Origin of the sequence: Sphingopyxis indica (genome assembly GCF_032879645.1) — a bacterium.
Taxonomy (GTDB): domain Bacteria; phylum Pseudomonadota; class Alphaproteobacteria; order Sphingomonadales; family Sphingomonadaceae; genus Sphingopyxis; species Sphingopyxis indica.
In genome coordinates, this window is sequence record NZ_CP076394.1 from 3,843,101 (window position 1) to 3,869,113 (window position 26,013).

Here is a 26,013-nt window from a genome sequence, read left to right on the forward strand (position 1 = left end):
AGGATGGTGCTGGCAGGAGATCAGAATGCACGAGTTTATCGACAGTTCGGACGACGTGCTCGCCCTCGCAGTCTCAGGCAAGATCACCGGCTCGGATCTTGACGCGATCATGACCCGATTGGACAGCGCGATGGCGCGACACGAAAAGGTGCATATGTTCGTTGAGACGCGGACGATCGACGGCATCGAATTGTCGGGCTTGCCCGCTTACACCGCCCGGGCAATGCCCCTCTTCGGGAAGCTCAACCGCTTCGGACGCGTTGCCATCGTTGCAGATCAGGCCTGGATTCGCTTGGCCAGCCGCCTTGAAAGCGCAATTCTCCCGTTCATCAGCTACCGCGTGTTCGAGCCCGATCAGCGCGCCGAGGCACTCGCCTGGGTTGACCCTGCGAAGACGCAAAGCGGGGCCTGAACACGAGCTGCAGCACTGAGATCGGCCGCTTGGTCCACGATCCCTGCTATCTTGACGCGGGGCGATCAAGCACCGGACATCCCCTCGCAGCCTCGCGATGGATCGCGGCAACCATGGCATTTTGGCGGTCGCTTCTCTCCCGCTGAAAGCGGTCAACCGCCGCTTGCCGCGCCCGAGCCTCATCAACTGTGAGATCCGTCTTTCCCAGATCCGGCAATTCGCTTCCGGCTTTCGCGCTCTGCGCGCGATACCATTGAACGAATTCCTGGGTGAGCTCGGGCGAAAACGCCCCGCCGTGCCGCTCGGCATAAGCAGCCTCCGCTTCGATCGCAGAGGCCATATCCCGGAGTTTCATCGCCGCCGCCTGTGCCTTGGCGGCGCACTCCCGTGGTGGCAGCGCACTCTCCTTTGCCGTCGCAAGGCCACCTTGGGCCAGGAGGGCGCTACCGGCAATGACAACTGCCATCCATTTCATCTCGAACCCCCTCCGCGCAACCTTGCGTTTGACCATTCCTAATCGGGCAAAGCGGCGCGCCGTATGGCCGTTCGGACAGTGCCGCCCCTTGTGAACAAAGATTGAACATGCTAGTGAACTTCCTGGGAGTTCACCATGCGAACCGTGAAATTCGACATCGAAACCTATAATAGGACCAAGGCTTCGGGCACGCCGGTCTGCACGCATGTTGACGAGGAATATTGCGAAATAGGGACGGCTGTCGATCACGATGGCAATCCTACGCTCGGCGGTCGCATCGGCTATGCATTGGCCTATCTGCTCATGGCTGGCTGCGTCGGCTATTTCGTCCTGTTCGTCTAAAGCTCCTCATTCTCGCAGCTTGGGATCATGGAAGAAGCCATGGTCCCTGCCCCGGTTTACCTCGCTTTGAACATCGACCGCGCCTTGGATGCGTTGACCGCGCATGGATTGGGCAGCCTCACGCGTCAGGTCGATATCCGCCCTGCCCTCTTCGATTATGTCCGCTGCCGTCGATGACTGGCCGCCTCCGGGACCGGCCGGCACTCCGGCTAGCCCGCGAGGCTGGTAGGCCGCCCGAACGTCGGCAGCGCTATCGACGGAGGGATGGTGCACATCGACGAGATCGGGCGCATGGAGCCTGCCCTCGATCTCGGACCGGATCGACGCCTGCTTTTCGTCCATCCAGCGCGTGATCATCTCCTGCCGAACCGCTCGCTGCTGATCGGTCAAGTCGGTCGCCCAGAGCTCCGGCGCGTCGAGCCCCGGATTTGCGACCTGCTGGTGGCGATACCATTGGGCGAGATCCTGACTCAGGTTCTCGCTCAATTGCATTCCATGCGTCTCCGCATAGCTCGCGTCGCGCGAGAGCTGCTGCGACAGCTCATCGAGCCGTCGCGCGGTTTCCGAATAGGATTTCGCCAGAGCCAGGGAATCTTCGGTGCTGACCGACGACGAATCCGTCCTTGAGCCACGGGCGAAGACACCGCTCCGAGCATAGGTGCCTTCCGACGTCGAAGCGCCGCTACCGTTCGCATGCTCGTCACGAACCCCGCTTGACGAGGTGTTGCCGCTCTCACTGCTCCGAGAATCGTCCGTCGTCCAATTCATGGTGTCCATCTGGCTACCCGACTTGGACACATTGATTCCGAGCCCCGGCAGCCCGCGCCCACCCGAGCCTCCGTTGCCGCCACCGCGGCGGCCGCCAAGGCCGGCCGAAAGTGCTCCACCGATCTGATCGGATATCTGCGCTTGGCGATCGTGCCGCCCCGAAACGCGCTCGCTTTGCGAAATCGTCGATCGCTCTTCCAGGCCCTGGGTACTGCTGCCCGTGCGCCGATCGAACTGCTCTACAGAGGCATTCGCCTGATTGCCGCTGCTCGATTCCCAACCCCGCGTATGCTCGGTTGAGCTTCCGAACGTGCTGCGGTTCGCATGGGTCGCGGTCAGAATCTCGTTGGCGGCATTCTCATAGGCACGCGCCTGGCGATGCGCCTCGCTGGCCATTTCGCGCCATTCAGCGACCGATCCCGATGTCATCGTCGGCGTGAACCCAAGGCGCGAGATGGCCGCGGATGTATCATATACCTCCTGGCCGTTGCCGAACCCCGTCACCATGGCGCCATTGTCCTGACGCCACCCGAAGCTGGCGCCGCCGCCCATATAGGTGGGCGCCGTCGACCATTGATCGGCCTGCCGCATGTTCGACGTGGCATTCGCCCAGCTCACGTTGCCATACGAATAGTTGCCGGTCGTCTGTTCCAGCGCCGCCGCTTCCGCAGCGTTCTGCGCCGGCGCGAGCATGGACATGGAATGCCCGGCAATCGACATCGCGCCGCGCGCGAGGCCTGCCGCGAGAAAGGGCACGCTCATAAGCATGAAGCCAGCGATCGTGGCGGTCTCGCCATTCACCGCCCCGATCCCCGCATAGCTTGCGAGCGTAACGCCGCCTTCCGCGACGCCTGTCGCTGCCGACGTCGCCCGCGTCATGCAGATCATGTGAAGGATGACGTAAAGCGGCCCCCATGCGGCGAGATAGAAGAACCCTGTCACATAGCCCTTCAGCGTCGAGACGCCCGTCTGAGGCATCAGGAAGAGCGGGAAAACGACCGGGAACATGGCGAAGAAGACCACCGTCAGCACGATGTTCAAAATCGGAACCCATGCCATCGCCTGCTGAGCGATCGAATTATAGGTGTTGCGCGCCTGAATGTCGGCACGGGTCTGCGCGAAGGTGTCGATCTCTGCGGCGCCCGTCCCGCCGGACATCGAATTTCGGGCCTGCATGAAAGCATTGATTGCTGTGTTCTGGCGCATCACCTCAGCAAAGTTGTTGCTCGTGCCCGTGAAGGCCGCACTGACGATGGGAACGTCGTGTTTGAGCTTGTCCGCCGCCAGAGCGTTGCTGAGCTTGGGATAGACCTCCTTGCCCCAAAGAGGCGCGTTGGCCTCGATCATTGGACCCCATTGCGCGTCGAGCGCCTGGTACGCCTGCCGGCAAGTGATGATGAAGCTGTTAACCGTTCCGTCACCTTGTCGCTCAAGCCATTGCTGCGATCGGGCTTCCGAGCCCGGCCCGACCGCAGCCCAGAGATCGGGCGCCTTCGCAAGATTGGTCAGCGACTTCTGATAAAGCATCACATCGCCGAACAGGCAGTTCTTGAAATGGTTTTCGAGGTTGGTCGAGAACTCCGCATCGCGAATGATGAAGTTGCGCGTCGCATCGAACAGTCGCGCGCCATACACCATGCCGTTCGTCGAGTAGTTGAGCTCGCTCGGCATGACGAAGACGGTCTCGGCCGTCCGCGTCAGCCAATCGCCCACCTGTGTCGTGAAGCTCGCAAGCACCCCCAATCCCATCGGTACATTGTCGACCGTCGATGGCGTCAGGCCCGGGTTGATGCGATCCGTTACCTTGATGTCCACCGTCGGGACCATCAGGCAAAGATAAATGGCCGTCGCTTGCAGGAACCAGTTCAGCCACGCCTTATAGTTGAGCGTGAAGGCCACCACGAGCAGCGAATAGATGAGGCCCATGACCATGACGACGCGGATGAGCGAGCGATAGCCACCGCCTCCCGACCACGCCGCGACTGCGTTGAAGATGTTTACGAGATACTCGCCGCCACCAACCGTGAAGACCTCAAGCATCGGTCTGCCCCCGCGCCTAGTTCAGACCCTGTGCGTTGAGGCCGCGCGAAAAGTTCAGCGCGGCCGCCATACCGGGCGTCATGGAATTCTGGAGCGTCGATTCCAGCATAATGCTTCGGTTGATGATCTGCATCGTCACCTGGAGCTTGTTGTTCAGCCGGACGTCCCGTTGGCTGAATTTCGCCCGGGTAGACGCGATTTGCTGTTTCCACTGCGTCGCGGTCTCTTGATCGAAGGTCTGATAATGAACCTTCGCCTGCTCGACCCGGTCGAGCATATTGTCGAGCATCGCCGAAAGCAGGTCGACGGCGACGATCTCGGACAGCGTCTCGATCTCGCCTTCCGTCAACGCATAATGCGCATAGGCCTGAACTCCCAGGATCTTATAGATCGGAACCGTGGCGAGGTTGAGGAGCTGCTTCTCGGCGGCGTCCAGCGGAGTATCGGAGCGGATCTTGTCGCTCATCGACCTGATCATCGTGGCGATCCGCGGCCGCAGCGCGGACGAAGCGGGGACGGAGAGCGTCTGCTCCCCCACATCGTAGCAATTCTCGTCGTTGCACTTCAGTATCTTGACGGGCGGCGCGTCGGCCGTGCCATCGAGCAACGCAGTGACGACCGCTTCTTCGGCAGGTCCGAACATCACGACCTTCCCGCCCACGCTCGGATCGGTCGACGGCGTGGTCACGACCGTTCCCACCAGCGTCATGATATATTCGGAGAATGTCTTGTCGAATGCGCCGAACTTCGCCGATTTCTTAAGGGCCTCCCATGTGTAGTTATGCGGTTCTCCGACCAGCTGGTCTTTCATCGACGCGTCTGTGTTTCCCGCGATGGTCGAATCCCGCCTGTTGCCGTTGTTGCAACCCTGGCGGGCTGCCGCCCAGTCCGAGAATACGCCCTGGCTGTTGCCGACGGCTTCGCAGATCGTCGCGCGCGTGGTCTCCATCTGCGGCCAGATTCCGCCGACCAGCGCCTGCGCCGTCTCGCAGCTCGAGATGTTCATCTGATTGAGGAGCTGCGCCTTCTGGCTGAACTCGTCCATCACCTTGCCGATCTCCGGCGAAACAGAATCGATGGCGAGCTTGAAGGCAAAGCCGAGCGCATTGTTGGCGGTCGCCTTCAGCATCGCGATGATCTCGCTGGCATTGATGAAGGAGAAGCTCCCACTGAAGAGGTCGATACCTCCACATCCCGCACGCGCGCTCGGAAGCTGAAGATTGAACGGCTGGACGCTTTTCTGCGGGAAGCGGGTCCAGACATTACCCAGCGAGTAATAGCCCGCCGATTGACCCTGAAACGCCGATGGGCCGGTGACGTTCGCCGCGCCGCCCACGTCCGAAAAGAAGCTGTTCATCTCGGAGGCGACGTCGGCCCGGGCGGTCCCGGTGCACGCGAGATTGGCCATAGCCAATATTCCCGCCCAGGCAGCGGACGAGCGAAGCACACGGCCGATCAAGCCGCGACGGCGAACCTGTTCCATCAGAAGTCGCTCCCCACCTTGGTGTTCGTCAGCGCGAAAATGCGATCCATGATCTCGTCGGCGCTGAGAATCCCATATCCCACCGGAATCGTGCGTTTGGTGACGGTGTCGAACAGTACGAGCGCCGGCGTCTCGTTACCCGGGACGCCCATGCGCGCGCGCTGGCCCGCATCGACGACATAATTTGGAAAATCGCGGCTCGGCCCGCCGTCCATCGAAACCGCCATCACCGCCATGCCGTGACTGTCGGCCACCGATCGCAGGATCGGTGAAAACAGGTCGCATGCGCCGCAGCTCTGCGCATAAAAGTAGAAGAGCCCGTAGCGTTGGCTAAGGTTCGCCATAACCGCATCGCGATCGGCGCGCCGGTTATCGAGCCAGGCTCGCTTGCCCACCGTCGAAACAGGCCGCTGCAGCGTGTAGTCGAGATCGGGGTTCTGCCACAGCGCGCGCTGCCAGGTGTCTGAGAAGGTCGAAGCACGGTCGAGCTGCTCGCGCTGAAATCGGACGTAAGCGATGACATTTTCCTCGGTCGGATCGAGGATCGCCCGTGCCTTGAGCTCGTCGAGCTGGCGGGTGATGGCGGACATGCGCTCGACCGCGCTCGACGGGACCGGGACGGCTTGCTTCTCCGGCTCCGTCGCTCGCGGCTTGCTGCAATAGAACCATTGACCGAGCCTGCGTTCTGCACAGTAAAAGTCATCGCCGGCATCGGCCCGCTCGACGCCATCCGACGCTCCATCGCGCGGCTGGGCCGCCGCGGGAACAGCCAGGCCAGCGAGCGAAAGCGCCAGAAGCGGCGCCGCCATGATTGGATGCATGGACAAACTTCCTTTCTGATAGATGCTCTCACCCACGAGCCTCATGCGCGGGAGGGAACGGGAAAGGTCGGCCGCGGCGGAGACGTCCGTAGGCGCCGCGCCGGTCGATTCCACCGAAACGCTGCGCATCGCGTCCTTGACCATGCTATTTGCCGTGCAGGTCATAGTACCCCTGAATTTTCAGCTGGATCTGGGTCATCGTCTCGACTTCGTCCGGAAGCCGCGCGGCATCGACGAACTCGGCATAGACCTCGGTGAAATCCATGAGGGAAAGGTCGAGCCTGGCGAATTCCTCGATCGTAAAGCCAAGGCACTGCTCCTTCTTGGGAGCGCCCCAGGGCTTGCTGAGCTGAATTCGTCCCTGCTCCTGCAGGATGCGGCTGAGCTTGCTTTCAAAGCAGCAATAGGCCGTTCGCCGGGTCTTGCAGATTCCGAGAAAGCTCGACGAACAGTAAGTGCCGACCTTGTGGCAGAAGCCCATACGATCCTTGATGTCGAGCTTCATCTCGTCCTGAGAGCATGCGAAGAGCGCGAGGAACGGCGTGGCGAGGGCCGCGATCGCGCCTGGGCCGCCGGCAAGCGCGGCTGCGCCCGCGCCCACGCTCAACAAGCCGGACACCTTGCCGGCACAGCAGTTGATCAGCCCGAATACCGGCTTGTGGCAGGTCTCTCGCGTGCCCTGGAAAACCGTGAAGTTGTTCTCGTCGAACTCCTTGCCGGCCTGGTCGATGGAGTGAAGAGCGACCAGCGCATCCTTGAACTCGGTCGACGCCTCGCGCACGATCGGCTCGCAGTCGCCATTGATGCAATAGACGTCGTCTCCGCAGATATATTGCGGTGCATCGGTCACCGCGCTGCCGGGTGTCGGGCAGCGGTAGACCCGCTCCTCAACCTTGCAGGCGCCATCCCGCTCCTCGTCGAGGCATTCGGTGCGCAGAAAGGAGCAGCTTCCGTTCGCTTCTAGATCGCCGCAATCGTTTGCCGGCGTGAAGCGATGACACACATAGTCGCGTTTCCACGCCCAGCAGGCTTGCGTCACCGGAACGCCGTCGATGATCCGCGTTTCAGGTCCTTCCGTGCAAACATCCCCGCCAGGCTGCAACGAACACATCTCATCGCCGGCAAGACTGCCGCAGCTGTCGACCCTTCTTGTTACGACAGTGCTCGTGCTGCCCTTTGCATGCCACGACGCCCCGGTGAGCGGGCTGACGCTGAGCGCGACCGGCAAATCCGCCGTGCATTCATATTCCGTCGCATAATAATCATCGCAATATTTGTTGTCAGGCCAGGGCCAGCCATAGTCGCGATGGGCAGCGCAGGCCTGTTTCCGAACGCCTGTCGGCTTGCAGACTCCTGAGGAAATATGAGGGGCAATGGCGGCATAGCGCGCGAACGGGGTTCCATATGCGCTGTCGGGCACCACATAGTATTTGTAGCTATCGACGGTTTGCACCTCGGGCACCATGCGGATGGTGCAGGTCTCGGGCCTGTCCTCGACCTTGGTGCCGCTGTTGCAGGTCGCCTCGTAATAGCCCTCAGATCCTGAGCCCGGCGGGAGCGGGACGCACGAGCCGGAGCTGCCCCCCATGCTCTCCCCGGCGAGGTAGGCCGATGGATCATTCTCGACGGTCGTGGCGCGAGCGGTTGTCTCGAGGATCTCGGAATTGCTGAACGTCGGCCGTGTCCGGTCCGCGTCCGTGGTGATGCGATACTGCTCGTTCGACGCCTTTGTCGCCGCGGCTTCCGCTTCCATTCTTTCCGGATCGTCGAAATAGGCGCCTTGCGGCAGCGCCGTGCCGCCATAGCCCGGCACCGCTTCCGCGCGGGCATTGTCGGTCGGCACCAGCGTCGTATCCTGCCGTTTCTCATTGGCGAGCGAGCGCCCTTCCTGGCGGGCCTCCTCGACCGACATCTGGGCAGAAGCGGGGGAGGCGGCGGCAAGACCCGCGATAAGCAGCATCAGCGAGAAGCGGACGCTCACGGCAACGCTCTCCTTAGATTGGAGAGACCCACCGCCGCCACGCGCGCGCCCGGACCGTTGCCCTCGGCGAACGACGACAGCGCATATTCGACGGTCACATTGCCGATCATCCGGTCGTGAGGCGGGACCTTGGTTCGGCATGAAAAGCCGGCGCAAAGGTCGAAATCCGATGAGACCGCGACGTAGGTCGGCACCGCCTGTACGTCGAAGGCGCGGAACAGTCTCGGGTCGATGCCGATGTTGGCGAAATCGTCCTCCCGGTCGACGATCTTGCCCAGAGCCTGCGAGAACTCCTTCATCGAATTGTTCGGAAAGCCGCGGAAAACGACGACGCCCCCTGCCCTCGCCGTGTCCTCGATAAGCTGGCGAAGCGCCTTGGGGGGCATCGAGAGGCTGGCGAACGCGATGAGCTGCGGCGCCTCCCCGCCGCCGACTTTGGCGTTCGTCGCAGCACCCTGCACGATTTCATCGAAGTCGACAGCCCCTGCAGGTCCTTTCGGCAGATCCGTCGCCGCGACGCGCCGCATGTTTTCCATGCCGCTGTCACGAACGGTAACCGCCTCTTCCCGAAACGCGTCACCGCGGTCCTTGATCTGATCGACGAACGCCTCGGCATCCGCCTGAAGGTCCGCCGATCGCTTCTTGATGGCCTGAACATCGATGCCATCGACGGTCTGGGCCAGGAGAGCGGTCATGCTGGCGGCTGCGACGAGGCCAACGGCGCCCAAGATGAGAAGTCGCATCGCTCCCTCCTTCACAGCACGCAGCAGTTGCGCTTGCGCCAGACCAGATAGCCCATGTCCTCGCCCCCCGCGGGATAGGCACGACCGGCATCCGGCGGCATTGTCGAAGCTCCGATCGCCGAGCAGGCGAAGCGCCCGCTCACCGTCGGAATCGGATTGGTCATCTGAAACCGGTACTGCTGTTTGCGCATGACTGGCATGAGGTACTTCTTGCACAGCCCTTCCGAGCCCATCGTGCCCCAGGCGAGCGCCTGCCGGTGCATCTTGTAGGCAAAGCGCGACAATGCGAGCCGCGAGGACTGGACATGGCCGATCGACGCCGGGATGTTCCCGTTCAGGGGATACATGGACCCCTGACAACCTGCGCACCAGAATAGCTGGTCGAGCGGCAGGTTCACCGTGCCGGCGACGCAGTCGCCCGCACAGGCTGCCTTGGCGAGCGGATTTGCGAAAATGATCGCTTCGGGGTTGATGAGCGCCGCAAGCGAGTCATCCTGCCAGAGCGGATCGACCTCGGTCATATAGGCGATGTCGAAGCTCGCCTGCTCGAAGCAGACGAAATCCGTAAGGATCTCCATCCAGTAGAGCAGCGGATAGACATACCAATGCACATGCCATTTGGCCGTGCTCTGCGACCTGCCGCCGACCATCGAAGGGCCGGCCAGATAGCCCTGACCGATATCGAAGCCCGGAGCGATGCGCACTCCGCCAAGATTGGGAAAACACCAGGGCTTCATGGTGACGTCCGCCAGGCGGGCAGGCTCCCAGAAGCCCACGGAAATGCCGATGCGCGGTAGAGGATCTGCACAGGCGCATATGGGAGACGCCGGGTTCTTCGTGTCGGGTCGGCCGCTCGGCCAGATCTTCAATCCGCCCACCGACAGCGGAAACAGGCATGACCAGCAGACGTCGGTAATCGGGTTGACGAACTTCCCATTGCAGGTGGGACCGGCAGCCTCGGCGCGTGGCGCCAGCATGATGGCGAACAGGACGACGAGAAACGTGCCGAAAATCGGTCGAAGTCCGCGCATCATTCTCTCTCCGCCAGTTGATCGAGATACGCCGCGTCGGCGCGCCGCTTCGCCCGAAGGTAAAGGACCGTGACCACGAGCGCTGTGGCGAGCAGCACGGCGATCAAACAGGGCGCGGCTCGGCCGATGCGACCGCGCAGCTGGTCGAGAAGAGTCACTGCGCCGGCCAGGGTGACGCAGAGAGCGAGCCAGGACAGGCGCATGGTCCTTAGCCTCGCCGTCTCGGGCGCCGCCATCGGCGTTCGGAGCATGTCGAGCCACAGCGCCATCAGCCGGACTTCCCTGGCTTCAGCACGATCTCGGAAACGCGCATCGTCCTGCCGTTTTGGCTGACCACCGCAGGCGTATGCTCGATCCCGAACGTTGCAGTGAGCTTGCCTTCCTGGTCGAAATAGAAGCGCCGCTTCTTCGCCGTCATCGCATCGATCGGCGAACCGTTGACGAAGATGATCTTGGCCTTGAGATCCGTATAGCGCGAGGTCGCCCACGCGAGTTGCGTCGCATCGTCGCCGTCGACGAAGACGAGGTCCTGCTTTATCTCGACGAAATCGAGCGGATTGATGCGATGACCGGCACCCGCAATCAGATTACCCTTCTGGTCCCGAATGTCGCGCTCGATCGCGATGGTCGGATCATAATCCCAGCTTCGCGCCATGCGCGCCGGAGTGATCCCGTCGACAGGCTTGGGCCGGCGAACTCTCTGTTCGACCCTTCTGGCAAACTGCTCGTTCATGCGGGCAAGCTCGCCGCTGCCCTCCGCCCGCCGCAGCCGCGCCTCGATCGTCGCCAGCAGATCCGGCTCGATGATGGGAAAGACCTGGCCGACATGGCCATAATCCCTGGCTTCGCCAGGGATAGGGCCGATGAGGAGCATGGCCGCCGCGAATGAAGCGATGCCGGCACCGCTTGTCAGAACAGCTTTCACAGGATCGGCTCCCCGGTTCCGATGACTTGCCGGCCGCAAACAAAGCCGATCTCGGCATAGCGACTGTCGAAGCCGTCCTTGTGCGGCGTCGCCGCGAAATAGCAGCCTGGGGGCACGACCCCCGTCGCACCGGGCACAAGGCGTTCGCCCGCCTTGGTGAAGGGCTTCATGCGAACAGTCGGAACGCCGTTGATCGTTACCGTCATGCCGTCATGCGCGATCACGTCTCCCGCGACAGCATAGACCTTCTTTCCAAACATCCTTGGCCTGGCGCCAAAATGGCGGCGCAACAGCGCGCTCGCCGGCGGATCGAAAAATATGAACTCTCCCTTGGCAGGCAGGCGGCCCCGCTCGATGAGGAAGGCCCAGTTCGGCAGGGAGTCCGTCGTATTGACGAGGAAAAGGTGGTCGTCGCTCCAATCTGCCAGCCCTGTCAGGGCAACGCTTCCGCCGACGAAGGCGCCAAGCAGAAGCCAAAGCTTCGGGTTCGGTCGCCAGCCCCGCTTCGCCGCGTCATTGACCGCCGCTGCCATCGGGACCTCCAAAGGTTGAAACGGTGGCAGCCGGCGGCTCGTACTGGGGCGCTGACGCGGCCGGCGCCCCGGGCATCATAGGCGCCGGTGCCATGGGATCCGGGTATCCGACCGGCGCCGCGGGCTGCGCCGTCATGGGCTGCTGCGGCTGTGCCGCGAGCATGGCCTGCTGCTCGAGCTGCTGAAGCTCCAGAGCCGATGCTTGCTTCGGCCGAGCAACGCCGGATGCATAGACCGCCTCCTTCAGCTTGTCGGTGATGTCGGGGACATTCTTCGTGAGAACGGCTTCCCCGACGAGCACGATCTCACCGCCCGAGCTTCGCCGCTCGAGCTCCTTGTCCAGCGATGCCATGAACTTGCGCATCTCCGCCTCGACTTGCGCCGGCGGAGAGGTGGAGCGCGCTTGTGCCTGGACATACTCGCCGACGATCGAGGACAGCCGCGCGGAAACGATCCGCTCCTGCTTGGGCGTGATCAGCGCCTTTGTGACCCACATCCCCCATATCAGGACACCAATGACCAGAAGGCCCGCGACGATCTGAACGGACGAGAAGCCCGCGAAAATTGCGCGCTTCGCTGCGGCCGCCGGTTGGGGCGCAGGGGACGGCAGGTCGAGCTCGGTCTGTTCAGCCATGATCAGCTTTTCCTTCGGGCAGGGCCGCAGGCACGATCTTCTCGCGGCGCAGAACGATCAGTCCGGCGGCAATCAGGAGATGTGCGGCGATGAAGATGTTCTTGAATGACGCGATGCGGTCAGGAGACGCGGCGACGTAGCGGGCCGTCAAATTGTTGAGCTGGTGCATGAGCCCATCGAGCGAGAAACCCCCGAGCGCCACGAAGAAGAGCGCGAACAGCCCCCAGGTCAGCAAGAGCGTCGATGCCGTGAAGCCGATCAAGTGCAGATAGAAATGGAGCAAGCTCCGCAGGGCGGGCTGTCGCCCGACCGCGATGTCCGCGCCATTCCTCCTGTGCGCTGCGGCATCCATGGCCTACTCCGCCGCCTCGGCAACGTCGACTTGCTCGTGCGACGCCCACTTTTCCGGATTGCCGGGGAAGGCGACCCGTTCGATCGCCTCATCCATGCTTAGCCCTCGCGCGACCAGCGCCTCGATCGCCGCGTAGATAGCCGGGCTCGACGAATAGACGGTGGCCGAGAACGGATCGAGCACCAGCCTGCCGACGGCCAGGGTCTCGGGGCCCTTGATAAGGATGTCGGAATATTCGCGGCCGTTGATCTTCAAGGACCGCAGCAGCGCGTCGGTATAGTCGTCCATCTCAAAGCGGTCGTGCTTCTTGAAGTCCGCGATTGTCTCGGGCTTCTGCTGGAGAATGACGAACCAGTCGGAGTTCTCCAGCGCCGCGACGGACCCGGCCGACTTATAGTAATCGTTCAGGGACTGCGTCGCCGTCACCAGCGCCGCGCCATATTTCCGGCAGGTGCGAGCATAGGTCTCGATGAAATCGGCCATCGCACCGCCGCGCAGCATCTGCCACGCTTCATCCAGAAGCAGCGCCTTCGGGACCGAACGATCGACTTTGCGCATCATCTGCTGCGACATGAACATGATCGCGGTCAGCACGACGCTGCGCAGTTCCTCGCGGGATGAAAGGTCGGAGAGCTCGAACACCGTGAGCTGCGCCGACAGTTCGAACGATACCTCGCCCTGGAAAAATCGCCCGTACGTCCCTGCCGACGAAAAGGGGCGCATGGCGATGCCAAGATCCATGGCAAGGCCATTTCCGGTGGCTTCGAGCGCAGCGATCACGTCGTCGATCGAGCCCTGGCGTCCCTTTTCGCTCCAGACGCTGTTAACGGCCCCGTCGATGAGGCCACGCTCGGTATCGTTCAGCCGGTCGATGTGGCGCGACATCTGGTTCACGATGGCTTTGAGCATCGCCATGCAGTCGAGCAGGTAATCCTCGTCGCTGCGGGCCAGCTCCTCATCGATCATGCTGAAGGGGTTGAGGCAGAAGCCGGACGACATCGTAAATTCGACGAACGCGCCGCCCTGGAGCTTGGCGGAGTGCTCGAAGGAGCGACCGTCGTCGATCACGACGACGCGCGCGCCGGCACCGCAAAGGGAGGCACAGAGCTCCTGCAGCGTCACGGATTTGCCCGACCCCGATTTGCCGAAGACGGCGACATTGTGGTTGCCCGCCGCATTCTCGAACGGACTCCAGAAGAAGGGTTGTCCACGCCGACCGATGAGCATGAGATGCGGCACCTGGCCGCCGAGATACTCGCCCTGGATCGGGGCCAGGTTCGCCGCCGTTGTCGTGAGCAATGTGCGCATCCGCTTCATGCGCTCGAGGTCGCGTGCAAGCCCGTTCGCCATTGTCATGGGCATGGCGCACAAAAGGCCCATCACCTGCAGGTACCGATCGTCGAGCAGGTCCCAGCCCGCTGCGCGATAAACCGATTTGAGCACGCGTTCGTTGGCGTCCCCCCTGCCCTTCGGCGAGAAGGAGGTCACGCTGAAGAAGACACGCACCAGCTTGCGCCCCTGGCGCAGCTCGTCGTTGACGTAACGCCATTCCTGGCTTTGCTCGCGCAGCTGCGGCAGGAAGCGCGCCGACTTGGAGTCCGCAAGGCTCGTGGTGCGCATGAACTTGAAGCTCGCCTTGTTCGACGATGCCAGCGGATCGGGGAACTCGACGCACAGATTTGTCGCGACCGGACATGGCATCCTGAGCTTGTCGGTGAACATGTCGCCAATGAGCCGGGCGACATCCCACGGCGCCCAGCGGCTCGGCAGGTTCCGGACCGAGAATGAGCGAACGTCGAAGACGTCCGGCAGAATCTCACCGATCTCGGGCGCCTCGTCCACCGTCGCCCCGGTTGGCCGAAATCGCTCGGTTCTGAGCAGCATGCGATCGGGCTCGATGTGAAGCTCCACATCCCGGCGCACCGCCTGGTCCGCAATCGGATCGAGCGGATTGTAGTTGACGACGTCCTCCCCCGCCGCAGTGGTCGGCGAGGTTATGTCGTCGATCCACCCGATGAGGTCGGTCGGATCCATCTTGCGGGCCGGCACATTGATCGATGCGAGGGCCGAGATCAGACCGTCCATCACCGCCACGATTTCCTCGACAGACACGCTCGAGGATTCCGGGGTCGAGTAGGAGATCGCCACACGGTGGTTCCGCAGCGAGAATGGCGCATCCGCGGAGAGCGAGCGCCACACCCCGTCGGTCAGGAAGTCGATGCGGTGCTTCGCCATGCGCTCGTAGACGCCGCGAGCCGAGTAGCGCGGAAGATACCAGCGCGAGAGACGCTCGGACACGCGCGGACTCATCCACTGGTGGAATTGCAGGCATCCCGGCGCGGGGATCGCTTCGGAAAGGAACTGGGTGAGGATCTCCCCTGTCCGTTCGTCTGCACCGATCAAGGGAGCTGCCTCGATCACAAAGCCCCGCGACGCGCTGTTGTAGAACACGCCCGTCTTTGCGTCGAAGCTGCGATAAGGGAGCCAGTCGGCCAGCATGGGCACGCCAAGCTCCGGCCGATCCGCATCGGGACGCTGGCTGTCGCCGAGGATCCCTGAAAGAAGGCTCTCGAAGAAGCCGCCCTTCCCCGCCATCTCAATGATCCTCCGGCACTGAGGCGGGGAAGTCCGCGGCGCGAACGGTCGGCGCAGATAGGTTCGGCTTCGAGGCGACGGGAGTGCCATCAGCGGCGGCATCACGCGCATCCTTCGCAGCGGACCCGGCAATCTGCCGATAGGCGGGATCGCTTTTCACCCGTTCGACGGCCTTTTCGCCCGCCGCAGAGATCGTCGTCGGCGGCGCCGCAGAAGCCGCCGGCTCCCTCGCATGGCCGCCCGCCGGCGCCCCAGAGGGGGACAAGGGCGCCGGCGAGGCGGTTACGGATGGTGCGTGGGCAACACCATCCGCGGGGGCTGCGGCTGCTGGGCTTTTTTGCTTTTGCGCGAGCCGCGCGGCGACATCCGCCTTGATTGTCTCGAGCGGGTCGCCTCTCCTCGCACGCGCGGCAGCGACGGCATCGGGATCCGGCGCAGCAGGATCCCCAACACCAGGCGACCCACCCGGCGGGTCGACGCGGTCGACGGCATCGGCCAGACTCTCCGGGACCCCTAGCGCGTAGTCCAGACGCGCATTGGATGGGACGGTCTGCGCAAGGCTCTGCTGCCATTCACCGCTCGCGACGACCGCATGTATGGCGCTTTTCTCATGCAGGCGGCCGCGCTCGTCGATGTAGGGCTGGAAGACGATCCTGAGCACCTTCTCGCGCGTCCGGGCTGGATCGGCGGGGACAGTGGCGGCGGTCCGCCTCGATGAGCCAAGACGGCTCCGATCCCTGGTGGAACGCGGGGCAGCGTCAGCCGGAAGCGCGACCCCTTCAGCTGCATCTGCCGTAATCATGGCAAGCGCGCGGTCATCGATCGTTGCGCTCGGCGCGCAGACGCCATCAGGAGCAGCGCAGGAAAAGTCGCCGCGCACATTTCCGCCGAGCGCTGCGCAACCTCCAAGCGCAAGAGCGGTCGAAAGCAGCAGCGGCGCGCCGAGACGGCGCCAGGGGCTATGCAACGCAGCGTTTCTCATGACCGCGCCTCCCGAAGCCATGCTTCAAGGAAAGCCCGGGGGCGATATCCTTCGATCATCGCGCCATCGCTACGCACGATGACGGGAGTGCCATTGAGGCCGTTCCGCTGCGCGAAGGCCTCGTTCGCATCGAGGCCGGCCGTGTTGCACGAAGCCTCGCCCTTTATCGGCTGCCCGGCATAGGCGGCATGGAGCGCAGCCTCGCGGTTCTTGGCGCAGTAAACCCGGTCGGCGAGATCCCGGCTTCCCAGCACCGAGATCGGCCGCTCGACCACGCGCACGTTCATGTCCTTGAGAACGCCAGTCAGCGCCCGGCAATAGCCGCAGCGAAAATCCGAAAAGACCGTGACGGTCGGGCCCGCCGGATTCCCCCAGACGATCGCGCCATCCTTCGGCAGGCTCGAGAGCGAAAGCGTTCGCGCCTTGGCGGGACTTGCCGGCCGCTCGAGCCGTGCAGGTGCTGCCGCCAGCTGCTGGCCCGCCTCCTCCTCGCCGCCGGCGGCAAGCGCGTTTGCCCGCGCGGAGGAGCCGACCAGCATGTCGGGGTTCATCTCGAGCAGGCGCGCCGCCGTTATGTCCTGACGGGTCTGCATGTCATAGACGCGCCCGATCACCAGATAGCGGGCGCTGGTGTCGACATAGAATAGGTTCTCGCCCGCGGTGATCTCGCACAGGCCCGCAATTTTGCCGCAGTCGATCGCACTCACGGCAGTCTTGGGTAACCGCGCCTTCAGGAGCGCCTGCACCTGGCTTTCGGCGCTGCCCACATCTGCGGCCAGCGCGATGCCCGCGACGCTCAGGGCCGCGCCGGTCGCAACCAGAAGGCGCGATCGCCGAGTGAGCGAGCGGACACGATCAATTGCGGACATAGACACCCTCCAAGAAAACAATTTCGACATCGATCCCGGTCGGCATTTCGATCACCGGCTGATATTGCTCGGCGCGCTCGATCAGATATTTCGACACCATGTCGCCCGACTGCGCGACGCCTTCGCCAAAGCCGCCTTCGAGGATTTCGCCCGTCGAAAGCTTGTCGCGCTGCCCGTTCGTGGTGATGTTCGTTCCCTGGAACACGCTGTTGGCATTCGCGGAGAAGCCGCGGCCGAAGCCGCCGGCGAGCCCGGCCAGGAACGCCTGGGTGACGAGCGAGCCCTCGCGGGACACCACCCTTCCCCGCACGCCGGTCTTGCCGCCGAAGGCAATGAATCCCTTCACCTCCGACACGGCGTAGCGGCCGCCCGGCTGCGGGCAGGTCATCTTTTGCAGCTTGACGTAGACTTTCTCGCTCGAAAGATCGCCGCGCGCCGCGCCGTTGATGAGACAGCCTTCGATCTTGGTCGTAAGCAGCCGGCCGTTCTGATAGACCGAACGCGCGGGCCCCGTAACGCGGAGCACCACCGGAAGCGGGTCGGTCTGGCTGTTCACGCCGGCGCTCGCGTCGACGCCGACGATCACCTTCGCCCTCGCGAAGCTGTTCGGCGGCAAATAATTGACGCTGTCCGTGTAGGTGGTGTTGCCTTTGGCGACCCGCGTGGCGTTCCCCGTCTCCGCCGTGTTGAAGCTGACAAGCTTCACCTCGCTTGCGGTGCCCACCGGTCCGCGCGCCGCGGCGCCTGGGGCACCGTCGGGACGCTGGTAAGCCTGCGGTCCGTTCGGGCCGTAGAGCGCCGCCGGGCCGGGCGCGGGCGGCGTGGCGGCCGGGCGCGCATTGATCTGCCGCCGCAGCTGCTCGTTCTCGGCTTGATAGGCCGACAGCACGCGCTGGCCGTCGGCCTGCATTGCCTGGTTCTGGCCCTTGAGCGCCTCCACCTGGGCGGTCAGCATCTCCAGCCGGCGGTTCTGGCCGTCGATCGACTTCAACTGATTTTCGGTGGACTGGAAGCGGTTCTCCGAGAGCGCCATCCACTCCTGCTGCGAGAGATTGCGGTTCACCAGGTCCTTGGTCGAAACGGTGACCTCGCTCGTGCCGTCGTCGGCGAGCTTGTCGCCCTTCTCATCGCCGCTGAAGATCCAGAACGAGGAGAGGATCAGGCCGGCGCCCGCCACCCCGGCCAGCAGCAGGCGCTGCTTGCGGCGAACGGCTTCGTTCGCGGTGAGATCGCTGGCGACAGGAGATACGCCCTCGTCCGAAGCCCCATCAAGAGCGGGACGCTTGCGATTCAGGAAATCGAATAATGCCATGTCCTCACCTTCCGTTCTGGGACACGAGGTAGGCGGTGGTGACCTTGCCCGGAGCGAGCTTGCTCTCGGCGATCGACACGGCCAGGGCGCTCGCTGGAGCGACCATCGCTTCGGTCAGCTCGACCTCTGACGGACCCTTGTTCTCGATGCGCAGGACCTTGCCGCTGAGCTCCGAACCGCGATATTCCGCGATCATCTGCACCTTGAGGGTGCCAACATAGACCGGCCGCAAGGCGCGCTGGCGCATCTCGTAGCCGTCGGCGACCGCATTCGAATACATCGCCTGCACCAGCTCGACCGCGGCATCGTGGGTCCCGAGCCTCTCGGCCGGACCGTTCTCCGCTGCGCGTTCGTTTGCGATCGCCGGATTGGAGACGAAGACCTGGGCGGCCTGGTCGCCGCCGATCCGGCAGACGAACTTGTAGACATAGCCGCGCTTGCTCGTGGCGAAGAAGGAGAGCGCCGGGCGGGCAAATCCGTCGGGAACGGACAGGTAGATGTCGCCGCGGACCGGCTCGTTGACGACCGAGAAGTCATCGGTCGGATTGCCGGTGGAGATCTTGGAGACCGACGCGAACTCGTCTTCGACCAGGCTGATACGCGTCAGGTCCTTGGCGGACGCCTGGCAGTCGACCTGGCTGCTGTCCGCCGCCATGATGGTCTGATCGGCCCAGGCGGGCTGCGCGCTCAGCAGAACGGCAATGCCTATCAGCGCAGCGCCCGTGCAACGGCTCAGATGACAGTTGACGCGCGAGAGGAAGGCGGTGCCCGCAGCGGCACTGCCGACGACATAGACGGACATCATTGATCCTTCCCCTGCTCGGCCGTCACCATGCCGAAGCCGATCAGCTTCAGGGACAGGCCGGAATATTCCCAGTCGTACCGAAAGGTCCGCCGCTCGTTCGAGATGACCCGATTGCCGACGATCGTATGCAGACTGCCCGTCACCTCCGAGCGCAGCCCCTTCGTGTCGAGCTCCATCTTTTCGATCGTGAAGAACTGCGAAATCGAAGATCCACGCTGTTCGTTCACGATCTTGAGCAGGTCCGCCTTGACCTTGCCCTGGGAGGCCGGCGCCGTGATATCGAGCACCGCGTTCATCCAGTATTCGAGGTTCTGCGGGCTGCGATTGAGGGTGAGCACCACCGTGTCGCGCGTGATCATCTCGAGATATTCGCGGCTGACCCCGGCGGAGCTTACCGTGACCGGCGATCGCAGGATCGGCTGCAGCACGATTTCGCGGTCCCGCGACACCGTGAAGATAAGCAGCAGGATCGTCAGTGCGCAGAGGCCGACGGCGACGATCGCGAGCAGATTCCGCTGCCGCAAGACCCGCTGGCTGTGCGAATGGCTGTAGGAAAGTTCCATATCACCCCGCCATCAATCGAAGGTACGAGGGTGGCGTGGCTCTCAGACCGGTGAAGCCGGCCGGAAGAAACCAGTAGGCCAGATGGAGAAGCCATGACGTCGCCCGGCCTGCCTTCGCTTTTCTGAGACCCCACCAGCCCGCACCCGAAAGCAACATGCCGATGAGGATGTGCTGAGACAGAATCCCCCAGACGAAGGGGATGACCATCGCCAGGAACTCATCCAGGGTCCACAGCCCGATCAGCTCGGGATCATCCAGATGAGTCGGGATGACGTACTTATCCGCCGCCATTGCACCACCCTCTCCTTGGGTCGGTCAAAGCTGCTACTTCGCCCGACCGCAGGAATGATCAGATCGTCGCGGTGACCGTCGACGTGACGATGGGAATGCCCGTGCCGGCGCCGACGCCGACACCGACCGGGATGGCGATCTGGCCCATGGAGAAGCGACCGGAGGCGAGCGCGACGATGCCGCCCGCGAGCGAAAGCACCGTGATGATCTTGCCGCCCGAGCCCTCGAGGAAATCGGTGAACTTGTTGAGCGCCGTGTCGAAGGTCGTGTCGGCGCCGGCGAATGCCGGACCGGCGAACCAGAAGGAGGCGAACAGGAGGGCGGCGATCACGACGATCGCCAACTCTGCGCGCCCGGTCTCTTTCAGGACTGACTGCATGTTGGGTTCCCTTCAATTGGAGACGCGACGAGAACCGCGCCCAGGGAAAGCTGACCAACCCGCGGCCGGGTCGTCACGGGCAGCCGGGGTGACGGGGGAAGAATCTTTCGCCGATCGAGGCCCTGCCCCCGAACGCCGGGCGGCCTGCCCGCTCATTCGGGGCATGGCGCCCCGGATTACGGGGCAGACTGGCCCGGAATGCGGGACAACTTGCCCCGGAAATTGCGGCGCTGGTGGCGTCCCGGTAGACTCGGGGCTACGACTCAGCAGATATTAACCATCGAGACTCCAGGCTCCGTCGCAGTAGTCAGCGCCATGCTGCCTTTCAGGAAGAAGGATTCATCTCGACGTGGGGACGACGGCCGCCGAACACGAAGGCTTTGTGCTCGATGTCTCCGGATATCTCTTTCGGCTGACCACCGAGTGCCTGCGCCTATTCTCCAATGAGACGAACGAGCATCAGACGCTCGTATCGCTGGTCGCGGCGCGGCTCGCCGAACCGGGTGCCGCGGGCAGGCATGAAGTGCGCACGATGCGCGAGCATTTCGCGGCGATTCCGACCCATGGCGACGTGAAAATCCGGCTTCCGCTCTCTGATGCGAATGCCCAGGCGCTTGAGGAAATGCGGCAGGCTCTCGGCCGCCGCCTCGACACCACACTGACGATCGGCGACGCGCTTTCGGCGCTGCTGTTCGACTATGTCGTCGAGCTCAAGACCTCGCAGATACTGGACCGGTTGTCGCTTGAGCAGCGCCTTGACGGGGGCGAACCGGGGCGCACGAGCACGCGGCTAAACTAGGAAATCGCCCGATCTTCGCGAGCTATATCGCGGTATCTGCGCTGGAATATTGCGCTCACTCTGGCTCCAACGACGCTTGCAAAGCGGGATTCACCGTGTTTGCCTTGTCCCCTAACGGGGAGGTTCGGGGGCTAATGTCGTCTCGCGCCACAGCTGGATCATAGTTCGTGCTCGAGCCGGATGACGAAACGATCCTGCGCGATTTCGTACCGCTCATTCGGTGCATGATGGACCGAAAGGACATCCCGCAACGCAAGCTCGCCGCCCTCACCGGCATCAGCAAGACGCGCCTGGGACTGCTGCTGCACAGCGACCCCACGAAGCGGTCGCCCATGACTGTGGACGAGCTTCAGATCATCCTGCACGCGCTCGGAACCGACATCGTCGCGGCCTATGTGCGCATCAAGGCAAGCGGGACGATCCCGCAGCCCCTGATCGAGCGCCATGACGTGCTCTTCACAATGATCTGCGACGCATTCGTCGACATGCCGGAAGGCCTGATCGTTCTGCTCGAAGAACTCGAAGGCATCGATGGCTCGGAAGTCCGCCCGGAATGGGCGGTGCCGGTCAGGCGAGCCGTCGTCCGGAAACTGCTGGACGAGGTGAGCGCCAAGCTGGCCCGCCGTGCACGCCTGGCCGAGAGCGATGACTTCCGGATCTAGCCCGACCGGATTCGGCGCCGGGCCCTTCCCCGCCGCGCTCCTAGAAGAGCGAGACGCTCGCGACGCGCGCGGGCGGCACCGACCGAGGCGGGAAGACGCTTGCGGTCTGGCGCGGCAGCACGGTTGCTTGCCGGTAGACGCCGCTCAAGCGCGCCCAGTTCATGAGGACATTGTCGACATAGGCCTGCGTCTCGGCGATGCGCGGCACGAGCCCGCCACGGACGCGGCCAGGCCCGGCATTGTATGCGGCAAGCGCCAGATGATAATGGCCGAACCTGTCGAGTTGCTGGCGAAGATATCTCGCTCCGCCGCGCAGATTATCCTCGACGCTATAGCGGTTCACTCCCAGCGAGGCAGCCGTCCCGGGCATCAGCTGGGTCAGGCCGAAGGCGTTCTTGGGCGACAGCGCATCGGTGCGATAGCGGCTTTCGCGAATGATCATCGCATCGAACAACCCGACCGGAATGCCGTATTCGCACGCGATCCCGCTCATCAGCTGATAATAGCTGGCGCGCCTGCTCTCAGCGTCCGCCCTCAAGAATCCTGTCGGCCGATAGGGAAGGACGCCGCAGCCTGGCTCGAAGCGATTGGCCGCGAAATCGAAGCTCGCGCCGCCGCGCATCCACGCAGGAACGGGGATGGCAGGCGCCGGCGGCAACCATTCGGCGGAGGCGGCCGAGCCTTCACTCCCGGCGCTTCCGCTTGCTGCCTGCTCGAGCGCAACGCCGCTGTTCGTGAAGCTGTTCGCCATCTGGAATTCCACCCACCGGCGGCTGAGGTCATGCACCCGAAAGTCCGGCGGACGGGCACCGGTCGACACCGGGTTGGGCACGCTCGGGGGTTCGGCGGCTGCATCCGGCCGGCTCTCCGGCCCGGGCGCGGTCATCGTGATGAGCTGCACTCTGCGCGCGGGCTTGGCCTCTTTCCCCTGGGCTGCCGCGCCCCCCGACACGACCAGCGCCACAATGCCGAAACCGATCCCCAACGCCCTCATTGCACCCTCCCTGCTACCGAAACAGGCCAAGGGAAGATCAGCGGCCGCCGGGTTGTCAATCCGCGTGCCCGAGCAGTGTCAGCCTCAAAAATCAAGATCAGGAGGCGCCGATGTGGCTGATCCCGCGCAATACGGACGGGACCCGCGCAGGGAGAATTGCGCTTCCCGCGCCCGTCCGAGAGGCTCTCGTCCGCTGGTATGTCGGACAGGGTTCGCGCGCCGACGAGGAAGCGGGGATCATGCTTGTCCAGCAGGCGCGCATCGGCGAGAGGTGGATCGCCTGCGACTGTTTGTCGGCCGACGCTCCGCCCCCGATCCTGACGCCGGCGTTCCTGTCGGAAGCAGAAACCTACTATCTGCGCCGTCTCACCAGCGTTAACCGTCCCGAACACAGGGCGGACTGCCCGTTCTTCCGCGATCAGGCCACCAACCGGCTGAGCGAAGTGCGAACGCAGGAGAGCCCGGCCGATCCGCCGACCGGCTATTTCGAGGTGCTGCGCCCGGCGCCCGAGAAGCTGGCGCAGCGTCCCGAAGAGGAAAGCAGCGACGACAGAACGCGCCAGGCCTCGGTGCCAAGGCTCGCCCGATTGCTCTGGCGTCTTATCAACCTCTCCGGTCTCAATCGTACGCTCTGCCTCTCCGACGAGAACCCGGAACATTCGATCAGCGACGAGTTCAAGACGCTGGCCATCGCGGCGCAGCGCGTCGAAATCGCACCGGGCATCGAGCTCGGCCGTGCCCTCTGGACGCATGCACAGGCGCTCCACAGCAAGCGCATCTATGCCCGCTTGCGCGAGCTCTCCCGAGTCTGGCCGCCCGGGCATGCGCCCCAGGGCTTCCTCGCGCTCTTCACGCAGAAGTTCGAAGGTTCGACGATCCATGTCGCCGGGAGCGATCCTGTCGTGCTGGCGAACCGCGTCCAGTCCCCCTCGATCCGCGGGAACACGATCAAGGGCCCCTATCTGACGATCGTCGTGGCGGGCCAATATCCCGAAGCGCATGGCTATGCGCCGCTTCGCGGCTATGCCCAGCCGATCTACTCGGGAAAGCGCTTCATCCCTGTCGATTCCGAGTTCGAGCGCGCGGTGCTGCGTGACCTGCTGCGGCTGCGCTGGTCCTTCGATCGCGCAGGGCTCGACCTTCTCCTCGAAAAGCCCGTGTTCGACACGCTCACGCCAATCGGATCATGCCGCCCGGATTTTCTGTTGGAAGCGCGCTCGCGCAGCACCGGCGAAACGCGGGAGATCATCGTCGAGGCAATGGGATCCACCGATGAAACCTATCTCGCCGCGAAAGCCGTGACCCACCCCCGCATGCAGCAGATCGCCCCGGTTCTGTGCGTCTCTCCGGACGACGTGGAAGAGGCGCGGATCGCGCCGCTCGTGCGGAAGGCGTTCGGCTTGTGACCGGCCCCTCTCGTTCCGTTTCGAGAGAGCGGCCTCGGACCGATGGCGCCTGCCGCTTTCTCATCGCCCGTTCATGGCATTCTGTCTGGAGGATAACGCTGTGCAGGACCGGTCCGCCGATTATGCGGCGCTCGCCGCTCACCTCAATCCCGACGATCCTGGCGACGGCGCCCGCCAGATCGATGCCACCATCATCGCCTATCAGCGTGCCCGATGCCGGCCCGGCAACCACGGACAGCTCGTGCGGCACCTCGGCATGCTGCTCATGCTGATCGCTGAAACGATCGCCGTGTTTCATGGGATGCTATGGCTCGAGCCGACCGCGCTCGCGCCCTATTTGGGCTTCATCCTAGAGGTTCCGCTTTGGACCGCGGCTCCTGTTGCGGCCATAGCCATCTGGCTCGCCTTTTTCCTGTCCTACCGCATCGAAGAGAAATCTGGTCAGGAGCTGCCGGAGCCGCCCGCCGCGATCCGCGACTGGCTCGAGGCGCACGACCATCGCCACGGAATTGCCTGGTGGCACGAGACGAGATGGCCTTGGCCCAAGCTGCGCGCCCACCGGCGCGAAATATTCGGCTATGTGATCTGGCGCAGAACGCCTCTGCCCTTGCGAGCTGCACCTTGAGGGTTGGCGGGCGTCGGCAGCTTAGGGAAGGGGCGCGGAGAGTGGCGCAAAGCTATCACCCTCGGTGGGCACGAATTCCGCAAACGTGCTCGCCTTCTGGGAATGTGGTCCGAAAAGCATCCGAAATCCCCGGCCCTAACATCCTGACGAAGCCTGACAGCGGACATAGCCAGACTGACGCGGACACATCGAACTCGCCGTCGCGGTCGACGCTAGAATTGGTCGGCGCAGCCCAGATAAGGTAGCTTAGCGCAAGGTATGCCTGGTGCTACGGAGGTCGCGCTATGGTGGCGCCAACATCAATCATACTCGATGACGCCCTTAAGGGGCGCGTCCAGCACCTGGCCGAAGTGCGTCGACGCAGCTCGCATTGGATCATGCGCGAAGCCATCGCACAGTATGTCGAACGTGAGGAAAAGCGCGAGGCATTCCGCCAGGACGCCATACGGGTGTGGGACGAATATCAGCAGACGGGCCTGCATCTGACGCTTGAGGAAGCCGATGCCTGGTTGGCGAAGCTCGAAGCCGGCGAGGACGCCTCTCAATGTCAGGGTGCGATGCAGCAACCGGATTCACCTCTAGCAATTTCACCCAAAGTGTATTACACTGAAATACAGATTTCAGATGCAGGAGTTTATCATGGCGGCAAGCCGTATGGTGCAGGCTCGCGTTCCTGGCGACATTCAGGATGCGGCCAGTCAGGTTATTCGGGCTTCGGGCCTGACGGTCAGCGACGTGGTGCGCGTGTTGATGACCCGGATCGCGCAGGACAAGGAGATTCCGGCGGCGCTGTTCCAGCCCAACGCGGAAACGCTGGCCGCCTTCGCCGAGGTCGAGCGCGGCGGCCTCGAGCGGTTTGCGTCCGTGGATGCGCTGTTCGCCGATCTTCATGCGGACGATTGAGCGCACCACGGCGTTTCGCCGGGACTTCAAGCGCGAGGCGAAAGGGCCGCGCCGCAATGTGCTGGATACCGATTTGCGGCGGATTATCGAGGCGCTGGCTACGGATGCGCCGCTGGAAGCGCGGCACCGGGATCATGCCTTGACCGGCAACTGGAAGGACTATCGGGACTGCCATGTAAAGCCCGACCTGGTGTTGATCTACCGGCTCATTGACGATGACCGGCTGATCCTCGCCCGTCTCGGCTCCCATTCGCAGCTCGATCTGTAGGCAGATGGCTTGCCGCCGA

At 63.6% G+C, this 26,013-nt stretch carries 29 protein-coding genes and 1 pseudogene; 9 read left to right on the top strand and 21 right to left on the bottom strand.

Going from position 1 to position 26,013, the window contains the following annotated elements; translation table 11 throughout:
• Window positions 1-55 precede the first annotated feature (55 nt).
• Window positions 56-412, top strand: a complete 357-nt coding sequence (locus KNJ79_RS18085) for a SpoIIAA family protein (protein ID WP_317152111.1) — start codon at window positions 56-58, stop codon at window positions 410-412.
• 46 nt (window positions 413-458) lie between these two features.
• Here KNJ79_RS18085 and KNJ79_RS18090 read toward each other — a convergent pair whose 3' ends face one another.
• Window positions 459-923, bottom strand: a complete 465-nt coding sequence (locus tag KNJ79_RS18090) for a hypothetical protein (protein ID WP_020818489.1) — start codon at window positions 921-923, stop codon at window positions 459-461.
• Window positions 924-1,022: 99 nt separating this feature from the next.
• Here KNJ79_RS18090 and KNJ79_RS18095 point away from each other — a divergent pair, with 99 nt between their 5' ends.
• Window positions 1,023-1,229, top strand: coding sequence for a hypothetical protein (locus KNJ79_RS18095; RefSeq protein WP_020818490.1), 207 nt, complete (start codon window positions 1,023-1,025; stop codon window positions 1,227-1,229).
• A 6-nt stretch (window positions 1,230-1,235) separates the two neighbouring features.
• On the opposite strand, the gene KNJ79_RS18100 is transcribed toward KNJ79_RS18095, so the two are convergent.
• From KNJ79_RS18100 to KNJ79_RS18190, 19 genes are all read right to left on the bottom strand, one after another.
• On the bottom strand, window positions 1,236-4,037 hold the full coding sequence (locus tag KNJ79_RS18100) for a conjugal transfer protein TraG N-terminal domain-containing protein (RefSeq protein ID WP_020818491.1): 2,802 nt from the start codon (window positions 4,035-4,037) through the stop codon (window positions 1,236-1,238).
• 16 nt (window positions 4,038-4,053) lie between these two features.
• Entirely contained in the window at window positions 4,054-5,520 is a 1,467-nt protein-coding gene (locus tag KNJ79_RS18105; RefSeq protein WP_020818492.1) for a conjugal transfer protein TraH, read from the bottom strand.
• Entirely contained in the window at window positions 5,520-6,341 is an 822-nt protein-coding gene (locus KNJ79_RS18110) for a conjugal transfer protein TraF (protein WP_025160430.1), read from the bottom strand. Before KNJ79_RS18110 ends, KNJ79_RS18105 begins: the two co-directional genes overlap by 1 nt.
• A 145-nt stretch (window positions 6,342-6,486) precedes the next feature.
• Complete coding sequence (locus KNJ79_RS18115) at window positions 6,487-8,301, bottom strand: conjugal transfer protein TraN (protein WP_029986356.1); 1,815 nt, start codon at window positions 8,299-8,301, stop codon at window positions 6,487-6,489.
• Window positions 8,302-8,318: 17 nt separating this feature from the next.
• Window positions 8,319-9,065 (bottom strand): type-F conjugative transfer system pilin assembly protein TrbC, encoded by a 747-nt coding sequence (gene trbC, locus KNJ79_RS18120; protein WP_020818495.1) that lies wholly within the window; start codon window positions 9,063-9,065, stop codon window positions 8,319-8,321.
• 11 nt (window positions 9,066-9,076) lie between these two features.
• Complete coding sequence (traU, locus tag KNJ79_RS18125) at window positions 9,077-10,099, bottom strand: conjugal transfer pilus assembly protein TraU (RefSeq protein ID WP_020818496.1); 1,023 nt, start codon at window positions 10,097-10,099, stop codon at window positions 9,077-9,079.
• The gene (locus KNJ79_RS18130) at window positions 10,096-10,365 is read right to left on the bottom strand and encodes a hypothetical protein (protein WP_020818497.1); all 270 of its coding nucleotides are present in this window, start codon (window positions 10,363-10,365) and stop codon (window positions 10,096-10,098) included. The genes traU and KNJ79_RS18130 overlap by 4 nt, the downstream gene beginning before the upstream one ends.
• Window positions 10,365-10,970, bottom strand: coding sequence for a type-F conjugative transfer system protein TraW (traW, locus tag KNJ79_RS18135; RefSeq protein ID WP_021223066.1), 606 nt, complete (start codon window positions 10,968-10,970; stop codon window positions 10,365-10,367). The genes KNJ79_RS18130 and traW overlap by 1 nt, the downstream gene beginning before the upstream one ends.
• Window positions 10,971-11,017: 47 nt before the next feature.
• Window positions 11,018-11,554, bottom strand: a complete 537-nt coding sequence (locus tag KNJ79_RS18140; protein ID WP_020818499.1) for a S26 family signal peptidase — start codon at window positions 11,552-11,554, stop codon at window positions 11,018-11,020.
• Entirely contained in the window at window positions 11,535-12,188 is a 654-nt protein-coding gene (locus KNJ79_RS18145) for a type-F conjugative transfer system protein TrbI (RefSeq protein WP_020818500.1), read from the bottom strand. The genes KNJ79_RS18140 and KNJ79_RS18145 overlap by 20 nt, the downstream gene beginning before the upstream one ends.
• Window positions 12,181-12,540: a hypothetical protein gene (locus tag KNJ79_RS18150; protein ID WP_020818501.1), complete on the bottom strand. Its 360-nt coding sequence runs from the start codon at window positions 12,538-12,540 to the stop codon at window positions 12,181-12,183. Before KNJ79_RS18150 ends, KNJ79_RS18145 begins: the two co-directional genes overlap by 8 nt.
• 3 nt (window positions 12,541-12,543) lie before the next feature.
• Window positions 12,544-15,135 carry a type IV secretion system protein TraC gene (gene traC / locus KNJ79_RS18155; RefSeq protein WP_020818502.1) on the bottom strand — a complete coding sequence of 864 codons (2,592 nt, stop codon included), beginning with the start codon at window positions 15,133-15,135 and terminating at the stop codon, window positions 12,544-12,546.
• 1 nt (window position 15,136) lies between these two features.
• Entirely contained in the window at window positions 15,137-16,117 is a 981-nt protein-coding gene (locus KNJ79_RS18160; protein ID WP_048574957.1) for a TraV family lipoprotein, read from the bottom strand.
• Window positions 16,114-16,986, bottom strand: a complete 873-nt coding sequence (locus tag KNJ79_RS18165) for a DsbC family protein (RefSeq protein WP_020818504.1) — start codon at window positions 16,984-16,986, stop codon at window positions 16,114-16,116. Before KNJ79_RS18165 ends, KNJ79_RS18160 begins: the two co-directional genes overlap by 4 nt.
• Window positions 16,973-18,298 (bottom strand): TraB/VirB10 family protein, encoded by a 1,326-nt coding sequence (locus KNJ79_RS18170; protein WP_020818505.1) that lies wholly within the window; start codon window positions 18,296-18,298, stop codon window positions 16,973-16,975. The genes KNJ79_RS18165 and KNJ79_RS18170 overlap by 14 nt, the downstream gene beginning before the upstream one ends.
• 4 nt (window positions 18,299-18,302) lie before the next feature.
• A complete protein-coding gene (locus KNJ79_RS18175; RefSeq protein WP_021223067.1) occupies window positions 18,303-19,103 on the bottom strand; it encodes a type-F conjugative transfer system secretin TraK in 801 nt (266 codons plus the stop codon).
• Window positions 19,100-19,666, bottom strand: a complete 567-nt coding sequence (locus KNJ79_RS18180) for a type IV conjugative transfer system protein TraE (protein WP_020818507.1) — start codon at window positions 19,664-19,666, stop codon at window positions 19,100-19,102. Before KNJ79_RS18180 ends, KNJ79_RS18175 begins: the two co-directional genes overlap by 4 nt.
• A gap of 1 nt (window position 19,667) precedes the next feature.
• Window positions 19,668-19,958 (bottom strand): type IV conjugative transfer system protein TraL, encoded by a 291-nt coding sequence (gene traL, locus KNJ79_RS18185; RefSeq protein ID WP_020818508.1) that lies wholly within the window; start codon window positions 19,956-19,958, stop codon window positions 19,668-19,670.
• A 58-nt stretch (window positions 19,959-20,016) separates the two neighbouring features.
• A complete protein-coding gene (locus KNJ79_RS18190; protein WP_020818509.1) occupies window positions 20,017-20,337 on the bottom strand; it encodes a hypothetical protein in 321 nt (106 codons plus the stop codon).
• A 349-nt stretch (window positions 20,338-20,686) separates the two neighbouring features.
• Here KNJ79_RS18190 and KNJ79_RS18195 point away from each other — a divergent pair, with 349 nt between their 5' ends.
• On the top strand, window positions 20,687-21,136 hold the full coding sequence (locus tag KNJ79_RS18195) for a hypothetical protein (RefSeq protein WP_020818510.1): 450 nt from the start codon (window positions 20,687-20,689) through the stop codon (window positions 21,134-21,136).
• A 167-nt stretch (window positions 21,137-21,303) separates the two neighbouring features.
• A complete protein-coding gene (locus KNJ79_RS18200; RefSeq protein WP_020818511.1) occupies window positions 21,304-21,798 on the top strand; it encodes a helix-turn-helix domain-containing protein in 495 nt (164 codons plus the stop codon).
• A 40-nt stretch (window positions 21,799-21,838) separates the two neighbouring features.
• Here KNJ79_RS18200 and KNJ79_RS18205 read toward each other — a convergent pair whose 3' ends face one another.
• Window positions 21,839-22,792, bottom strand: a complete 954-nt coding sequence (locus KNJ79_RS18205) for a lytic transglycosylase domain-containing protein (protein ID WP_021223069.1) — start codon at window positions 22,790-22,792, stop codon at window positions 21,839-21,841.
• A 110-nt stretch (window positions 22,793-22,902) separates the two neighbouring features.
• Here KNJ79_RS18205 and KNJ79_RS18210 point away from each other — a divergent pair, with 110 nt between their 5' ends.
• The 5 genes and pseudogenes from KNJ79_RS18210 to KNJ79_RS18230 all read left to right on the top strand — a co-directional run bounded on the left by KNJ79_RS18210 (window position 22,903) and on the right by KNJ79_RS18230 (window position 25,994).
• Window positions 22,903-24,198, top strand: a complete 1,296-nt coding sequence (locus KNJ79_RS18210; protein WP_020818513.1) for a hypothetical protein — start codon at window positions 22,903-22,905, stop codon at window positions 24,196-24,198.
• A gap of 73 nt (window positions 24,199-24,271) precedes the next feature.
• A complete protein-coding gene (locus KNJ79_RS18215; RefSeq protein WP_020818514.1) occupies window positions 24,272-24,823 on the top strand; it encodes a hypothetical protein in 552 nt (183 codons plus the stop codon).
• 284 nt (window positions 24,824-25,107) lie between these two features.
• Window positions 25,108-25,179, top strand: a pseudogene (locus KNJ79_RS22575) (hypothetical protein); the annotation flags it as partial.
• 283 nt (window positions 25,180-25,462) lie between these two features.
• On the top strand, window positions 25,463-25,726 hold the full coding sequence (locus KNJ79_RS18225) for a type II toxin-antitoxin system RelB/DinJ family antitoxin (protein WP_021224639.1): 264 nt from the start codon (window positions 25,463-25,465) through the stop codon (window positions 25,724-25,726).
• The gene (locus KNJ79_RS18230; protein ID WP_020818517.1) at window positions 25,713-25,994 is read left to right on the top strand and encodes a type II toxin-antitoxin system YafQ family toxin; all 282 of its coding nucleotides are present in this window, start codon (window positions 25,713-25,715) and stop codon (window positions 25,992-25,994) included. The genes KNJ79_RS18225 and KNJ79_RS18230 overlap by 14 nt, the downstream gene beginning before the upstream one ends.
• The last annotated feature ends 19 nt before the right edge of the window (window positions 25,995-26,013 follow it).

What these genes read in the sequence shown, in the direction of transcription:
- KNJ79_RS18215 (WP_020818514.1), top strand. Translation starts at nt 24,272, where the DNA reads ATGGCATTCTGTCTGGAGGATAACGCTGTGCAGGACCGGTCCGCCGAT.
- KNJ79_RS18170 (WP_020818505.1), bottom strand. Translation starts at nt 18,298, where the DNA reads ATGGCATTATTCGATTTCCTGAATCGCAAGCGTCCCGCTCTTGATGGG.
- KNJ79_RS18205 (WP_021223069.1), bottom strand. Translation starts at nt 22,792, where the DNA reads ATGAGGGCGTTGGGGATCGGTTTCGGCATTGTGGCGCTGGTCGTGTCG.
- KNJ79_RS18145 (WP_020818500.1), bottom strand. Translation starts at nt 12,188, where the DNA reads ATGGCTGAACAGACCGAGCTCGACCTGCCGTCCCCTGCGCCCCAACCG.
- traU (WP_020818496.1), bottom strand. Translation starts at nt 10,099, where the DNA reads ATGATGCGCGGACTTCGACCGATTTTCGGCACGTTTCTCGTCGTCCTG.
- KNJ79_RS18095 (WP_020818490.1), top strand. Translation starts at nt 1,023, where the DNA reads ATGCGAACCGTGAAATTCGACATCGAAACCTATAATAGGACCAAGGCT.
- traL (WP_020818508.1), bottom strand. Translation starts at nt 19,958, where the DNA reads ATGGCGGCGGATAAGTACGTCATCCCGACTCATCTGGATGATCCCGAG.
- KNJ79_RS18110 (WP_025160430.1), bottom strand. Translation starts at nt 6,341, where the DNA reads ATGCATCCAATCATGGCGGCGCCGCTTCTGGCGCTTTCGCTCGCTGGC.
- traC (WP_020818502.1), bottom strand. Translation starts at nt 15,135, where the DNA reads ATGGCGGGGAAGGGCGGCTTCTTCGAGAGCCTTCTTTCAGGGATCCTC.
- KNJ79_RS18115 (WP_029986356.1), bottom strand. Translation starts at nt 8,301, where the DNA reads ATGCTGCTTATCGCGGGTCTTGCCGCCGCCTCCCCCGCTTCTGCCCAG.
- KNJ79_RS18130 (WP_020818497.1), bottom strand. Translation starts at nt 10,365, where the DNA reads ATGGCGCTGTGGCTCGACATGCTCCGAACGCCGATGGCGGCGCCCGAG.
- KNJ79_RS18140 (WP_020818499.1), bottom strand. Translation starts at nt 11,554, where the DNA reads ATGGCAGCGGCGGTCAATGACGCGGCGAAGCGGGGCTGGCGACCGAAC.
- KNJ79_RS18190 (WP_020818509.1), bottom strand. Translation starts at nt 20,337, where the DNA reads ATGCAGTCAGTCCTGAAAGAGACCGGGCGCGCAGAGTTGGCGATCGTC.
- KNJ79_RS18105 (WP_020818492.1), bottom strand. Translation starts at nt 5,520, where the DNA reads ATGGAACAGGTTCGCCGTCGCGGCTTGATCGGCCGTGTGCTTCGCTCG.
- KNJ79_RS18230 (WP_020818517.1), top strand. Translation starts at nt 25,713, where the DNA reads ATGCGGACGATTGAGCGCACCACGGCGTTTCGCCGGGACTTCAAGCGC.
- KNJ79_RS18165 (WP_020818504.1), bottom strand. Translation starts at nt 16,986, where the DNA reads ATGTCCGCAATTGATCGTGTCCGCTCGCTCACTCGGCGATCGCGCCTT.
- traW (WP_021223066.1), bottom strand. Translation starts at nt 10,970, where the DNA reads ATGCTCCTCATCGGCCCTATCCCTGGCGAAGCCAGGGATTATGGCCAT.
- KNJ79_RS18175 (WP_021223067.1), bottom strand. Translation starts at nt 19,103, where the DNA reads ATGATGTCCGTCTATGTCGTCGGCAGTGCCGCTGCGGGCACCGCCTTC.
- KNJ79_RS18180 (WP_020818507.1), bottom strand. Translation starts at nt 19,666, where the DNA reads ATGGAACTTTCCTACAGCCATTCGCACAGCCAGCGGGTCTTGCGGCAG.
- KNJ79_RS18090 (WP_020818489.1), bottom strand. Translation starts at nt 923, where the DNA reads ATGGTCAAACGCAAGGTTGCGCGGAGGGGGTTCGAGATGAAATGGATG.
- KNJ79_RS18210 (WP_020818513.1), top strand. Translation starts at nt 22,903, where the DNA reads ATGTGGCTGATCCCGCGCAATACGGACGGGACCCGCGCAGGGAGAATT.
- KNJ79_RS18160 (WP_048574957.1), bottom strand. Translation starts at nt 16,117, where the DNA reads ATGAGAAACGCTGCGTTGCATAGCCCCTGGCGCCGTCTCGGCGCGCCG.
- trbC (WP_020818495.1), bottom strand. Translation starts at nt 9,065, where the DNA reads ATGCGACTTCTCATCTTGGGCGCCGTTGGCCTCGTCGCAGCCGCCAGC.
- KNJ79_RS18100 (WP_020818491.1), bottom strand. Translation starts at nt 4,037, where the DNA reads ATGCTTGAGGTCTTCACGGTTGGTGGCGGCGAGTATCTCGTAAACATC.
- KNJ79_RS18225 (WP_021224639.1), top strand. Translation starts at nt 25,463, where the DNA reads ATGGCGGCAAGCCGTATGGTGCAGGCTCGCGTTCCTGGCGACATTCAG.
- KNJ79_RS18150 (WP_020818501.1), bottom strand. Translation starts at nt 12,540, where the DNA reads ATGGATGCCGCAGCGCACAGGAGGAATGGCGCGGACATCGCGGTCGGG.